The organism is Alcaligenes sp. HNGD-HTN06 (genome assembly GCF_049932565.1).
Classification (GTDB): Bacteria; Pseudomonadota; Gammaproteobacteria; order Burkholderiales; family Burkholderiaceae_B; genus Alcaligenes; species Alcaligenes ammonioxydans.
In genome coordinates this window covers 104753-118463 of record NZ_CP187782.1, presented here as the reverse complement: position 1 = coordinate 118463, position 13711 = coordinate 104753, and the positions used below count along the sequence as shown (strand labels likewise).

Below are 13711 nucleotides of genomic sequence, written 5' to 3'. Positions count from 1 at the left end.
CGCCGTCCAGTTTATCCCCTTTTACAGGCTGATTCCCCATGGTCACTCAACGCCAACCCTGGCACGTCGTCAAACCATCCAAACTGCATGGCAATGGCGTGTTTGCGCTACGCGATATCCCTGCCGGGACACGCATCCTGCAATACGCCGGCAAGCGACTGACGCCCGAACAGGCCGATGCCTTGTTTCCAGTCAATCCCGACGAGCCTTTTCACACCTTTTTCTTTGCCCTGAGCAACGGCAAGATCGTGGACGGTGGCCAGGGGGGCAACGATTCACGCTGGATCAATCACTCCTGCGCCCCCAACTGTGAAGGGCACGAGAATGCTGACGGCTCGCGTGTCTTCATTGTGGCCATGCGCGATATCCCGGCCGGGGAAGAGCTTTTGTACGACTACTCGCTGGTCATCGACGATGACATTACCGAGGAGCTCAAGCAGAACTATCGCTGTCTGTGTGGTGCCCCCCAATGTCGGGGCACCATGATCGCGCTGCCCGAGGACCGTGCCCAAGCAGTTGCAGAAGAGCTGCGCGAGGTCGCCGCCGAGCTGGATGCGGAAATGGAGCAGGCACGCAGGGCACCGGTCTCGTCCAGGCAACGCGCAGCGGACCCGCAGACTGATGAGCACCCGGCGCTGCAAGAAGACACAAGGGATCAAGAGGCACCTGACGCTACGCTGCAGGACACGTCAAACTCAAGCGACAAGGACAAAAAGAGCAAAAAAGACAAAAAGAAGAAGAAAGAAAAGGCCAAAAATAAGGATAAAAACAAGGACAAAAAGTCCTCCAAAAAGGACAAAGAAGGCAAAAAAGGGAAAAAAGATCGCAAAAAAGAGTAAGCTGTCCCCCAGCTTGCATTAGCCCAGGCAGCCTTACCGGCCGCCTGCACCCTTGCTGAACACCCGCACAGCAGGCCCGGCAACACCCCTGCCGGGCTCTTCCAGAGCGCCACACACAGGCCTATCTGTCGTGCCGGGCCAGGTTTTACACCTCATCAGCCAGGCGACACACCACCCCCTATCGCGTGTGTATTCGCCCCTATCCCTATCGTTTCGTCCCCGGCCAATCCTGGCCCGCGGCTGCGTTTGCACCGGGGGAAATTACTCACTGCCAGCCCCGTCCCTGACCGCTAGCATGTAGCTTTATTGCCCGATCTGACAGACCTCATGGATTCAAGTTCTACAGATATATCTACCCATCCCGCCAGCGCGCCGACCGAACCAGGTCCACGCGTTCCCTTGCAACTGGAAGACTGGGCTTCGGTCCTGATCATGGCGACCTTGGCGCTGATTACCTTTGCCAACGTGTTTGTGCGCTATCTGACCGATAGCTCTTTTGCCTGGACCGAGGAAATCTCCATCTTCTTGCTGGTGGTCCTGACCATGAATGCCGGGGCCAGCGCTTGTGTACGACACCTCCATATCCGTATCGAAGTCTTTGCTGATGCGGGGACTCAGCGCCGTCAACGCCGGCTGGCCTTGTTCGGCATTGGCATGAGCCTGCTGTTCTTCATTGGCCTGGCCGTGCTGTCCGGGCGTATGGCACTGGATGAATTCGAATGGGGCGATACCTCTCCTTCGATTGGCGTGCCGACCTGGTGGTACAGCATGTGGCTGCCCATTTTGTCCACCACCCTGAGCCTGCGCTTGCTGGGCATGTGGATGCGTCGCTGGCGGGCCAAGTCATGATTGCTACCTTGCTGTTTGTCATCTTCATCGGCCTGATGCTGGCAGGCGTGCCCGTGGGCGTGTCCCTGGGCATAGGCGGGGCTTTTGCCATCCTGATGTCCAATCTGGATACGCACTGGTTTGGCCTGATGGCCGTACCACAAAGCTTTTATGCCGGCCTGGCCAAGTACCCCCTGCTGGCCATCCCCATGTTCGTTCTGGTGGGCTCTATTTTTGACCGCTCCGGGGTGGCCAGTCGCCTGGTGAACTTTGCGGTTGCCCTGGTCGGCCGTGGCCCAGGCATGTTACCCGTCGTGGCGATTGGAGTGGCCATGTTCCTGGGGGGGATTTCCGGCTCCGGGCCGGCCTGTGCCGCCGCGGTGGGTGCGGTCATGATCGGCGCCATGAAGCGCGCCGGCTACCCTGGCCCCTTTGCCGCCAGTATTGTGGGCGCCGGTGCCGCCACCGACATCCTGATCCCGCCTTCCATCGCTTTTATCATTTACTCGGTGCTGGTGCCTGAAGCCTCGGTTCCCGCCCTGTTTGCCGCAGGCATGTTCCCGGGCATTCTGGCCGGTATCGGCCTGATCATCCCGGCGATCTGGCTCTCGCGCCGCCACAAACTGGGCCTGGCCGAGGCCGAACTGCCCCGGCCGCCCTTCTGGCGCAGCTTGCGCGAAGCCGCCTGGGGACTGATCGCACCGGTCATCATTCTGGGTGGTATGCGCCTGGGTCTGTTCACCCCCACCGAAGCCGCTGTGGTGGCCGTGTTCTACGGCCTGTTCGTAGGCATGGTTATCCATCGCACCATCCAATTTCGCGACCTGTTCTTGATCTTGCGCGAAGCGGCCGAATTATCGGCTGTCATCATGATGGTGGTCGCACTGGCCGGCATCTTTGCCTGGGCGCTGTCCACCCTGAGCATTATTGACCCGGTCACAGATGCAATCATCCACTCCGGTCTGGGTGAGTACGGCATTCTGGCCCTGATGATCGTCATGCTGATTGTGCTGGGCATGTTCCTGGACGGCATTTCAATCTTCCTGATTTTTGTTCCGCTGTTTATGCCGATCGCCTACAACTTTGGCTGGCACCCCGTCTGGTTTGGCGTGCTGCTGACCCTGAACGTAGCCCTGGGCCAGTTCACGCCACCGGTCGCCGTGAACCTGATGGTGGCCTGCCGGATTGCCGGTGTACCAATGGAAAGCACCTTGCGCTGGGTCGGCTGGCTGCTGCTGGGTATGGGTACCACCATGCTGCTAGTCATCATCGAGCCCGACATCGCCTTGTGGCTACCCCGCTACCTAGGCTTTAACTAAAACCGCATTACTGCACATCCACTCATCGAAAGGGAGACCTGATCCATGAAAATACGTCATATTCTGGCTGCTCTGGCCTGTACGGCTGCCACTGTGGCCGTGGTTCCAGCGGCCCAGGCCGCTTACAAATCCGAGTACAAACTATCCATTGTGGTGGGCACTTCCTTCCCGTGGGGCCAGGGGGCGGTGATCTGGTCCGACCTGGTGCGCGAGCGCACCGACGGGCGCATCAACATCAAGATCTACCCCGGCACCTCGCTGGTACAAGGCGACCAGACGCGCGAGTTCACTGCCATTCGGCAGGGCATGATTGATATGGCGGTGGGCTCCACGATCAACTGGTCCCCGCAGATCAAGCAACTGAACCTGTTTTCCTTGCCCTTCCTGCAGCCCGATTCCAAGGCCACCGACGCCCTGATCCACGGCGAAGTGGGCAAGGACCTGTTCGGCTACATTGAGAAAGCGGGCGTCGTGCCGCTGGCCTGGGGGGAAAACGGCTTTCGCCAGCTCAGCAACTCCAAGCACGAAGTCAGCAAACCCGAAGACATGAAGGGCCTGAAACTGCGTGTGGTGGGCTCGCCCCTGTACATGGACACGTTCAGCGCACTGGGTGCCAATCCCACGCAAATGAGCTGGGCCGATGCGCAGCCCGCCCTGGCCAATAAGGCCGTGGACGGCCAGGAAAACCCCTTGTCCATTTACGCCGGCGCCAAACTGTACGACGTGCAGCAGCAATACCTGACCTTGTGGAACTACGTGTCTGACCCACTGGTGTTTGTGGTCAACCGCGAGGTGTGGAAATCCTGGAGCGAAGAAGACCAGAAGATCGTACGCGAAGCCGCGATCGAGGCTGGCAAGCGCGAAATCGAAATCGCCCGTAAAGGCATCACGCCCCAGGACCCTTCCTTGCTCAAAGAAATCGAGAGCCACGGCGTGAAGATCACCACCCTGACGCCAGATCAACACGCAGCCTTTGCCAAAGCCACAGAAGGCGTCGTTGAGAAATGGACCAAGACCATTGGTGAGGATCTGGTGCAGAAGGCACGCGACGCGATTGCCGCCAGCCGCTAAGCAGCTGGTCTGGGCCGATTGAAAAAGGGGCAGCGACAGGTCAGAAGGGATGCGATCCTGACCGACCTCCTGCCCGCCGCTGCCGGATGCCTTGAGCAGAGCCGAAAAGACCTGATCCTTGGGGACAGTACGGCCTGATACCGGGCCGCCAAACTGGGCATGACGACAAAACCGGGTTTCTACCCGCTCTGACTGGCCGCCAGAGGCGGCCCCGGCAAACTATTATTGAAATGCCGTTTCCAGAAAGCTGCGCAGCTTGCGCGAATGCAGTCTTTCTTTAGGCATGTCACGCAGCAGCTCCAGTGCCCGGATACCGATATGCAAATGTTGGCCAACCTGGCGCGCGTAAAACTCGCTGGCCATGCCCGGCAGTTTCAACTCGCCATGCAAAGGCTTGTCCGACACACACAGCAAGGTGCCATACGGCACACGGAAGCGGAAACCGTTGGCGGCAATCGTGGCCGACTCCATATCCAGCGCAATCGCCCGCGACTGCGACAGGCGTCGTACCGGCTCGTGGTGATCCCGCAGCTCCCAGTTGCGGTTATCAATGGACGCCACCGTTCCCGTGCGCATGATGCGTTTGAGCTCCCAGCCTGACAAGCCGGCGACCTCAGCCACTGCCTGCTCCAGCGCGACCTGGATTTCGGCCAGGGGAGGAATGGGTACCCAGGTGGGCAAATCCTCGTCCAGCACGTGATCCTGACGTACATAGCCATGGGCCAGCACGTAATCGCCCAAACGCTGGGTGGTGCGCAAACCGGCGCAGTGGCCCAGCATCAGCCAGGCAGCAGGTCGCAAGACGGCCACGTGATCGGTAATGGTCTTGGCATTGGATGGTCCCACACCGATATTGATCAGCGTGATGCCAGAATGATCGGCACGGCGCAAATGGTAAGAGGGCATCTGCGGCGCCCGAGCCAGGGGCGAGCCTGTTGTTGAAGCATTCGCACCTGCGGGGGTGATGATATTGCCCGGCTCCACCAGATCGATATAGCCTTGCTCATCAGCCTGCAGCACTTCACGCGCCCACTGGCAAAATTCGTCCACATAGAACTGGTAATTGGTGAACAAGACAAAGTTCTGGAAATACTCGGGCCGGGTGGCACTGTAATGCTGCAGACGGTGCAAAGAGTAGTCAATGCGTGGCGCGGTAAAGGGAGCCAGCGGCAAGGGCTCGTTGTGGACACGCTCCCAGGTGCCGTTAACAATGGCATCGTCCATATAGGCCAGATCGGGCACATCGAAGTGATCGCGCAAGGTATCCCCTGGCGATTCGGGCACACTCGTCACGGTAGACTGCACGCCATTGTTCAGCGCGAAATGCAGCGGGATGGGCACGGAGGACTCGCCCACTTCCACCTGCACGCCGTGATTGCGTAGCAGCAGCTCCAGCTGCTCCAGCAAGTAATCGTGATACAGGCCGGGAGCGGTAATGGTGGTCATGTACACACCAGGCTCGACCACATGCCCATACGACAGACGGCTGTCCACTTCCTGATAGGTCTCGACTCGCAAACGTACAGCAGGGTAGCAGGCCCTAAAACGCTGCCCGCGTGGAAAACCGGTCTCCAGGCACTGGGCAAAAGAATCACGCAAGAAAGCGGTGTTGCGATCGTAAATATGACGCAACTGTTCCAAAGCCTGGCCGGCGTCCAGATAACCCGTGAATGGAATCAGTTCAGGCGTGGACGTAATACGGGAAAAACCGCTGGGATCAGACATAACAAGTATTCCAAGGGAAAACACAGACAAGCAGATCTGCAAGCATCATAAGCTGTTTATCGTGTCGCCTCCTACACGGCTCCATGACAAATTCAGCCATCTCCGGCCGGCCTTCTTCTTGCTTGCCCGATCGCCTCTCTCCCTTCGGGGGCGCCGTGCTGTCGCGCTTATTCAACCCGATTCCCGCCCGCCACCGTCTGAGCCTGACCGTGGGGCTGCTGATAAACCGAAGTCACCGCTCCTGCCATAGCGACAGTCCAGGACTGGTTTCAGACCAGAGCACAAGGGATGGAGCAAGGAAGAGGGGCCTGGCGGCTACCCCAAATGTACTGACTGGTTTTTGCCTGAACCACAAGCCCCACTGTCCGCCTGATGGACACAGCTATTTGTGATTTTGACGCGAAATTGACTCATCAATCTGCTTGAAATCTGGCCCTTTATCCCGCTTTCGGGCGGATTTCAGGTTTTACCCAAGGCAGTGACAAATCCCACCAAGATCGCTGCCCCTCACGCCCGCATTGGGTGCGAATGGCGCTAAATCAGCGGCTTGGCGAACTGAGCGTGGCTTACATGCCTTGTCGGATATGGCCGCTAATCACCCGGTGCAAGGGCAGGCACTGTCTTCTACCTCATATATAAGACTTGCCCAAAACCAGTAAATACATTAAGTATGTAGTCTTAATACTTTGAGTATTAAATCCAGCTTGCATCAGTCCTTCATAATTTACGTTATTCAACCTGGCAGTGTGTTTGGCATGCGTGTGAGACATAGTTCGACATCGCGCAAATTGGCTTGCATTTAGGCTGATTTACTATGGGTTAGCGTTTTTTAGTGGTTTTTGCCTTGTGCAATCTGCTCGCCCTCTGATGTCCTTTGTCTCCCGGTGCCGCGCGGGTCAATCTACCCGCGATGTCAGCCTGTTCTGAAGCGCGCTTGACCAGGTAATCGCAGCGAACGAGCCCTTGCGGCCTGCCGCTGTACCGAATCACTTTTAACTATCAGCAAGGGTACACATGACCACTCGAATCTCCTGCCAGCGATTGCAAGTCGCCGAGGTGCTTCATCAGTTCATCGAACAAGAAGCCCTGCCCGGCACAGGTATCTCCTCCGAAGCCTTCTGGGCTGGTTTCGACAAGCTGGTCCATGATCTGGCACCTAAAAACCGCGCCTTGCTGGCCGAACGCGACCGCTTGCAAGTCGAACTGGACAAGTGGCACACGGCCAACCCGGGCCCCATCACCGACATGCCGGCCTACAAGCGCTTTCTGAGCTCCATCGGCTATCTGAAAGACGCGCCTGCCAACGTCAAGGTCAACACCGCCAACGTCGACACCGAAATCACCGAGCAGGGCGGCCCCCAGCTGGTCGTACCTATCATGAACGCCCGTTACGCGCTGAACGCTGTGAACGCACGTTGGGGCAGCCTGTACGACGCGCTGTATGGCACCAACGCCATTCCCGACACCGACGGTGCCCAGCGCGGCGGTGGCTACAATGCGGTGCGTGGCGCCAAGGTCATCGCCTTTGGCCGCCAGTTCCTGAACGACACCATTCCTCTGGCCCAGGGCAGCCATGACCAGGCGACCTCCTACACCATCGCTGATGGCGCCCTGCGCGTCACCCTGGAAAATGGCGGCACCACCGGCCTGAAAGACACCTCGACCCTGCTGGGTTACCGTGGTCAGCCTGATGCGCCTGAAGCCATCGTATTCCTGCACAACGGCCTGCACTTTGAATTGCAGATCGACCCCAACAGCCCGATTGGCAAGACCGATCCGGCTGGTGTGAAAGACATTGTTCTGGAAGCCGCGCTGACCACCATCATGGACTGCGAAGATTCCGTGGCTGCCGTGGACGCTGACGACAAGGTCCTGGCCTACCGCAACTGGCTGGGTCTGGTTACCGGTTCGCTGACTGAAGAAATCAAGAAAGACGGCAAGGTCTTTACCCGTCGTCTGGCCGACGATCGCCAGTACACCGATCTGACGGGCACCACCCAAACGCTGGCTGGCCGCTCGCTGATGTTCGTGCGTAACGTCGGTCACCTGATGAGCAACCCTGCCATTCTGGATGGCGAAGGCCGTGAAATCCCAGAAGGCATTCTGGATGCGGTGGTCACCACCCTGATCGGCATGCGTGATCTGCAGCTGAAGAAGAACTCGCGCAGCGGCTCGCTGTACATCGTCAAGCCCAAAATGCACGGTCCTGACGAAGTGGCGTTTGCCAGCGAAATTTTTGATCGTGTGGAAAGCCTGCTGGGCCTGGCTCCCAACACCGTCAAGCTGGGCATCATGGACGAAGAGCGCCGCACCAGCGTGAACTTGAAGGCAGCGATTGCTCAGGCCACCGAACGTGTTGTGTTCATCAACACCGGCTTCCTGGACCGCACCGGCGATGAAATCCACACCTGCATGCGAGCGGGTGCCGTCGTGCGCAAGGCCGACATGAAACAGGCCGAGTGGCAGCCTGCCTACGAGCGCAATAACGTTCAGATCGGTCTGCAATGCGGTCTGCGTGGCCGTGCCCAGATCGGTAAAGGCATGTGGGCCATGCCCGACCTGATGGCTGAAATGCTGGAGCAAAAGATTGGTCACGTGAAGGCCGGTGGCAACACCGCCTGGGTACCATCGCCTACCGCTGCCACGCTGCACGCCTTGCACTACCACCAAGTCAACGTGGTCGACGTCCAGAAGGGTCTGGAAGGCGACACCAACGACTACCTGGACAGCATCCTGACCATTCCCGTAGCGACGGACACCAACTGGTCCGCCAAGGAAATCCAGGAAGAGCTGGACAACAACGCCCAGGGCATCCTGGGTTACGTGGTGCGCTGGATTGACCAGGGCGTGGGCTGCTCCAAAGTACCGGACATCCACGACGTCGGTCTGATGGAAGACCGCGCGACCCTGCGTATCTCCAGCCAGCACATTGCCAACTGGCTGCTGCACGGCATCGTTACCCACGAACAAGTGGTTGAAACCCTGCAGCGCATGGCCGCTGTGGTGGACCAGCAAAACGCGGGCGACCCTGCCTACCAGAAGATGGCCGGCAACTTTGAAGGCTCCTTTGCCTTCCGCGCCGCTCAGGATCTGGTTCTGAAAGGTCTGGAACAGCCTAACGGCTACACCGAGCCTTTGCTGCACCAATGGCGTCTGGCATTCAAGGCCGCTCAAGCCTAACGCACACCATGTCACCCGGAGTGTCACTCCGGGTGGGGGTGCCCCCCAAAATCCCCATCTTACTGGTTCAGGATGGGGATTTTTTTCGCCTTCTGTTTCCAGCTTTGCGGCAACGAGAAACGTGCATCGTCGCTGGGCACAAGCCGCTTTTCCCAGTTTTCAAGCAGGTTTGAGTCTGGTGGCTCCGGCCCCGGCGCGTGGCGAACATCCCTGTCAGCCCTCTCTCGCTATAAACTAAAGCTCATAGCGAAATTTAGCGACAGGATATCCGATGAAATCTTTGCTGTTTTCCGCCGCTTGTCTGCTGGCGATCACCACCACGGCCCACGCTTCCGACCTGCTGATTGCCACCGGCGCAGGCTATCGCAAACCCGTCACCGAACTGATTCAAGCCTTCCATAAAGAAACCGGCCTGACGGTAGAGAGCAGCTTTGGCAATATGCAACAGGTTCGCGCCCAGAGCGAGCAAAATCCAGACATTGCCGCCATCATTGGCGACCGCTTTTTTCTGGAACCCATGGGCATTGCCCAGCAGTTCGTGAACATCAGCCAGGGCGCCCTGATGCTGGCCGTGCCCAAGGGCAAGACCATTGATTCCATCCAGGATTTACAGCAGCCCAGCTACGCACGCATCGCGATTGGCGATGCCAAGAAAACGGTTTATGGCCGCGCCGCCACCACCTGCATGGAACGTGAAAAAGTCCAGGCCGATGGACGCACCCTTGAAGTCGCCATGCTGCCGCAAGTGTCGGCTTATTTGCTGAACGGCGAAGTGGATGCCGGTTTCATCAACCGCAGCGAGGCGCTGGCCCACAAGGACAAGCTGGGCACCATCCTGCCCCTGCCAGCCTCCTGCCACGACCCGATCGATCTGAGCCTGGCCATACTCAAGAACCGTCCTGCAAACCCCGCGCTGCAATCCTGGACCCAGTTCCTGGGCTCGGGCACGGCCAAATCCATTCTTGAGCGTCACGGTCTGTAATGTCTGCCTGGATGAGCTGCTCCAGCAGCTCACTGGGCCTGAGTGTGTCTGTGCTGGCCGCCACCCTGGCGGCACAGCTGGTGCTAGGGCTGGCACTGGCCTGGGTTCTGGCCAGAAAACGCTTCCCGGGCCACGGATTACTGGATTCGCTGGTGAGTCTGCCGCTGGTTTTTCCGCCGATTGTCATCGGCTATTTGTTGCTGCTTGCCTTGGGCAGGCAAGGCTGGCTGGCCAGTGCCGCCGGCTGGTCGCCCAATATTGTTTTTCAGCCGGCGGCCTTGTTGATTGCCGCATTTATCGCCGGGCTGCCTTTAATGGTCAAACCTGTGCAAAACAGCATGAACAGCCTGTCGCCACGGCTACGCGAAGCCGCGGCCACACTGGGCCACGGCACTTGGTCCTACTTCTTCCGGGTGGAGCTGCCCTTGCTGCGACCCGCCCTGGCCACGGGCCTGATCCTGTCCGGTGGCAGGGCGCTAGGCGAAGTCGGGATATCGCTGATGGTGGGGGGCAATATCGCAGGCCGGACCGAAACCCTGTCTTTATCCATTTATAACGCCGTCCTGGATGGCAACACAGATTGTGCCAATGCGCTGTCCTGCTTACTGGGTCTGACGGCATTAGCCTGCTTTTGGGCGCTGCGGCGCTACGGGAATCAACAATGACGGTTTTTTTTGAACAAAGCCAAATCGACCAATGGATTGGCGAGGATGCGTCCTACCTGGATCTGACCAGCCATATGCTGGGCCTGCACAAGCAGAACACCACACTGCGTTACGTAGTCCGTAAGCACATTCGCGTGGCGGGCACAGAGGAGGTAGCCGAGATTGTGCGCTCTTGCGGCGGGCAGACCCAGCACTACACCCCCAGCGGCGTGGCAGCCTTGCCCGGTCAGACGGTCCTGCTGGCCCAAGGCTCGGCTCAGTCCCTGCTGCGTGCCTGGAAAGTCGGCCAGAACCTGCTGGAGTTTGCCTGTGGCATCGCTACCCTGACCCAGCAAGTCGTGCAGGCCGTGCAAACAGTCAATGCCTCGGTAGCCGTGCTGACCACCCGCAAACATGCCCCCGGCGTACGCAAGCTGGCCTTGAAAGCCACCCTGTCGGGCGGGGCCATGCCGCATCGTCTGGGCCTGGGGGAAACCATTTTGATCTTCCCGCAGCATCGAGCACTGATGGGCGGCTGGGAAGAAGTCGGCCGTGCGATTGCCCACCACAAATATGCCTTGTGCGAGAAGAAAATCGTGATCGAAGCGGCGGATCTGCGCGAAGCCTATAGCGCCGCCCAGGCGGGCGCGGACGTGGTGCAGTTCGACAAGATACCGCCCGAAACCCTGATGCAAATCGTACCTGCATTGCGCAAGGCCCATCCTACGCTCACCATTCTGGCTGCGGGCGGGATTCATGCCGGTAATGCCGCCGCCTATGCCGCAACGGGCGTGAACGCTCTGGTAACCAGCAGTCTGCACTACGCCAAACCAGCAGACATTGGTGTGCAAGTCAGCCTGACAGAGCCAGCACAATCGCAAGAGCCGCTTGTCATGAGCAAAATGGAAGGGATGGCATGACACAACACCCCAGATCACGCTGTGTCAGCCAGGGTCGCAAAAAAAGGCCGGCACGAGAATGCCCACACCATGACAATGCTAAAAGCACCTTCATGAGCCAGAAAGAGCAGTGGTCAAAGCGCAGCCTCCTCTGACTCCTACAAGCCTGGATAACTTCATGGAGAAACCAGTAGTTTTATTTAAACTTAAACAAAATAGCCAAAAAGGTTAGTCTTTTGTAAATAAAGGATATTTCCAAACCCATCTGCCCTGATAAGGGATAGCCCCCATGCCCGCCAAATTGGGCAACTTCTACACTAGGCACTGTTCACGCGCCTTATTACGTTCTGGAACAGGGGTTCCCCATGCCGGCAGAAAATGGCCTGGATCTGTCGGTGTTGTACCGTCATCCAGTCTTTCATTCACACAGCGCCGAGCTGTCCCATCAACCGTTGAGTCGAGCCATTTCCAGGCATGCCCTGAACTGGGGCCGAGGGCGCATCAACACCCGTCTGTATCGGCGTGATATTGATCAGATCAGCGTAATGAAACTGGGCTATGGCGCCGAAGTGGAAATCCAGGCCGACGCCTTTGGAGATTTCTGCCTGGTGCAGATGGCATTGCAGGGCACGGCCGAATTTATCAGCGACGGGCATCACAAGCTGACTGCCTATCCGGGTGATATTGCGGTAGTTTCCCCCCGCCATCATGTGCGCACCTTGTGGCAAGCCGGTTGCGAACAGTTGATCGTGAAAATCCCCTACAGCCTGTTTGATGGTGTGGGGCATCAGACTCTGGCACAAGAGGGCATGACCCGAGGCTGTGTCTACAAGCTGGACCCCTGTAGGGGCCCGCAATGGGCCAACCTCATCCAGCACCTGCTTCTGCTCCCGGCGCAGAACGGCGACCGCTCAGCCAGCTGGACGCAGCATATTGAAAGCAGCCTGGCCTTATTCCTGCTGTGTCATCCCGCCGATGAACAGGCTGCCCAGGTTCTGGTGGATGAGTCCATGGGAGCCGCAGCCCGGGCAGGGAAAATGCGTCTACTCCAGGCCAGGAACTATGTGCTGGCGCATTTGCACAGCAACATCTCACTGGATGATCTGGCTCAGGCAGCAGGTGTGAGTCCCCGCTTCCTGCATCTGCTGTGCCGTCGCCACTATCAGCTATCTCCCATGAACTGGGTGCGTAATGTGCGACTGGATGCCGCTCATCAGGTTCTGAAAACCCGTCCCCGCCCCAACGTCACCGATGTCGCACTGGCGCATGGTTTTGGGCATCTGGGCCGCTTTTCTGCCTACTATCAACAGCGCTTCAAGGAACTGCCCCATCAAACGGGGCAGACCCGGCACACAAGCCTCAAACCGTCTTAGATGAACATGGACTGGTTGATGGGCAGATTGTGCTTCTTACAGTAGCTGGTGTAGTGATCGATCATCCAGAACACGTCAATAATTTCCAGAATGTTGTCGTTCTCGTCCAGGAACTCGATGGGCGTGCCCAGGTGAAATAGGGTTTCCATGCCTTCGTCCGACACCAGGGTGTGAGTGCGACCGGGGCTTTCGTGGATGTAATGACCGGCACGGGCCACCCAATCGTATTCCTCGTAACGCAGGCTGCCGGACAGGATGTAGCCGGTCACCACGGCGCGGTGACGGTGACGACCCAGGGAGCCACCCTTGTCGGCACGCATAATGTGCACCGAGGTGTTGTTGCGAATATCAAAGCTCAGATGACGCAACCAGATATTGGGGCCGAAAGGAATCCAGGGGGAGGTTTCTTCAGACGTATCGAAGTGGCCTTCAACCAGAGCGTATTCGTCGCGTACCTTGTCGATACGCTTTTCGATTTCGATATAGGGCGGGGGGCTGTGTTGAGTCATGGTTTGTCTCTCTCTTGGAAATAAAAACCGCTGTGTTTGCCACACAGTCGGGGGCCAATCCCTCCTGATTGGCCTGTTTTTATTCTAAAAATTCATTTGCCGCCAAACTATCCAACTCTGGCACAAGCAGATGGCCCACTATCCAATTCTGGCACTCCTGCATCAGACCTGTCTGTCCGCACCCCAAACGCACCGCTCAAAATCTGTGCTCCCGTCTTTTGCCTGATACCTCATAAGGTTTGCATCGCGGTTCAAGGGCATGCCACTTGGCAGCACATTTTTTCACATTCAAGCCTACTGATTTTCATAAGCAAATCAAAAGACTAAGGGCGCAGGTCAGCC

Annotated in this window: 11 protein-coding genes; 9 read left to right on the top strand and 2 right to left on the bottom strand. The window is 58.1% G+C overall.

Annotation, left to right across the window (positions count from 1 at the left end; translation table 11 throughout):
* The first annotated feature begins 38 nt into the window (after window positions 1-38).
* The 4 genes from ACOZ42_RS00535 (at window position 39) to ACOZ42_RS00520 (ending at window position 4057) form a co-directional block, all read left to right on the top strand.
* Window positions 39-839, top strand: coding sequence for an SET domain-containing protein (locus ACOZ42_RS00535; RefSeq protein WP_426345422.1), 801 nt, complete (start codon window positions 39-41; stop codon window positions 837-839).
* A 327-nt stretch (window positions 840-1166) separates the two neighbouring features.
* A complete protein-coding gene (locus ACOZ42_RS00530; protein WP_131071141.1) occupies window positions 1167-1688 on the top strand; it encodes a TRAP transporter small permease in 522 nt (173 codons plus the stop codon).
* Entirely contained in the window at window positions 1685-2986 is a 1302-nt protein-coding gene (locus ACOZ42_RS00525; RefSeq protein ID WP_415302034.1) for a TRAP transporter large permease, read from the top strand. Before ACOZ42_RS00530 ends, ACOZ42_RS00525 begins: the two co-directional genes overlap by 4 nt.
* Before the next feature lie 45 nt (window positions 2987-3031).
* Entirely contained in the window at window positions 3032-4057 is a 1026-nt protein-coding gene (locus ACOZ42_RS00520) for a DctP family TRAP transporter solute-binding subunit (protein ID WP_003800580.1), read from the top strand.
* Window positions 4058-4279: 222 nt separating this feature from the next.
* Here ACOZ42_RS00520 and ACOZ42_RS00515 read toward each other — a convergent pair whose 3' ends face one another.
* The gene (locus ACOZ42_RS00515) at window positions 4280-5782 is read right to left on the bottom strand and encodes an AMP nucleosidase (protein WP_003800581.1); all 1503 of its coding nucleotides are present in this window, start codon (window positions 5780-5782) and stop codon (window positions 4280-4282) included.
* 1014 nt (window positions 5783-6796) lie between these two features.
* On the opposite strand from ACOZ42_RS00515, the gene ACOZ42_RS00510 reads away from it, so the two are divergent.
* From ACOZ42_RS00510 to ACOZ42_RS00490, 5 genes are all read left to right on the top strand, one after another.
* Window positions 6797-8962, top strand: a complete 2166-nt coding sequence (locus ACOZ42_RS00510) for a malate synthase G (RefSeq protein ID WP_003800583.1) — start codon at window positions 6797-6799, stop codon at window positions 8960-8962.
* Between the two features lie 271 nt (window positions 8963-9233).
* Window positions 9234-9944 carry a molybdate ABC transporter substrate-binding protein gene (gene modA, locus ACOZ42_RS00505; protein WP_426345421.1) on the top strand — a complete coding sequence of 237 codons (711 nt, stop codon included), beginning with the start codon at window positions 9234-9236 and terminating at the stop codon, window positions 9942-9944.
* A complete protein-coding gene (gene modB / locus ACOZ42_RS00500) occupies window positions 9944-10609 on the top strand; it encodes a molybdate ABC transporter permease subunit (protein WP_426345420.1) in 666 nt (221 codons plus the stop codon). The genes modA and modB overlap by 1 nt, the downstream gene beginning before the upstream one ends.
* Complete coding sequence (gene modD, locus ACOZ42_RS00495) at window positions 10606-11508, top strand: ModD protein (RefSeq protein ID WP_426345419.1); 903 nt, start codon at window positions 10606-10608, stop codon at window positions 11506-11508. The genes modB and modD overlap by 4 nt, the downstream gene beginning before the upstream one ends.
* 344 nt (window positions 11509-11852) lie before the next feature.
* Entirely contained in the window at window positions 11853-12860 is a 1008-nt protein-coding gene (locus ACOZ42_RS00490) for an AraC family transcriptional regulator (protein WP_003800588.1), read from the top strand.
* On the opposite strand, the gene ACOZ42_RS00485 is transcribed toward ACOZ42_RS00490, so the two are convergent.
* Window positions 12857-13369: a 2,4'-dihydroxyacetophenone dioxygenase family protein gene (locus ACOZ42_RS00485; protein WP_003800590.1), complete on the bottom strand. Its 513-nt coding sequence runs from the start codon at window positions 13367-13369 to the stop codon at window positions 12857-12859. The two genes, ACOZ42_RS00490 and ACOZ42_RS00485, sit on opposite strands and share 4 nt — an antisense overlap.
* Window positions 13370-13711 lie beyond the last annotated feature (342 nt).

Coding starts and splice junctions, on each gene's coding strand:
- ACOZ42_RS00535 (WP_426345422.1), top strand. CDS start 39: ATGGTCACTCAACGCCAACCCTGGCACGTCGTCAAACCATCCAAACTG.
- ACOZ42_RS00530 (WP_131071141.1), top strand. CDS start 1,167: ATGGATTCAAGTTCTACAGATATATCTACCCATCCCGCCAGCGCGCCG.
- ACOZ42_RS00525 (WP_415302034.1), top strand. CDS start 1,685: ATGATTGCTACCTTGCTGTTTGTCATCTTCATCGGCCTGATGCTGGCA.
- ACOZ42_RS00520 (WP_003800580.1), top strand. CDS start 3,032: ATGAAAATACGTCATATTCTGGCTGCTCTGGCCTGTACGGCTGCCACT.
- ACOZ42_RS00515 (WP_003800581.1), bottom strand. CDS start 5,782: ATGTCTGATCCCAGCGGTTTTTCCCGTATTACGTCCACGCCTGAACTG.
- ACOZ42_RS00510 (WP_003800583.1), top strand. CDS start 6,797: ATGACCACTCGAATCTCCTGCCAGCGATTGCAAGTCGCCGAGGTGCTT.
- modA (WP_426345421.1), top strand. CDS start 9,234: ATGAAATCTTTGCTGTTTTCCGCCGCTTGTCTGCTGGCGATCACCACC.
- modB (WP_426345420.1), top strand. CDS start 9,944: ATGTCTGCCTGGATGAGCTGCTCCAGCAGCTCACTGGGCCTGAGTGTG.
- modD (WP_426345419.1), top strand. CDS start 10,606: ATGACGGTTTTTTTTGAACAAAGCCAAATCGACCAATGGATTGGCGAG.
- ACOZ42_RS00490 (WP_003800588.1), top strand. CDS start 11,853: ATGCCGGCAGAAAATGGCCTGGATCTGTCGGTGTTGTACCGTCATCCA.
- ACOZ42_RS00485 (WP_003800590.1), bottom strand. CDS start 13,369: ATGACTCAACACAGCCCCCCGCCCTATATCGAAATCGAAAAGCGTATC.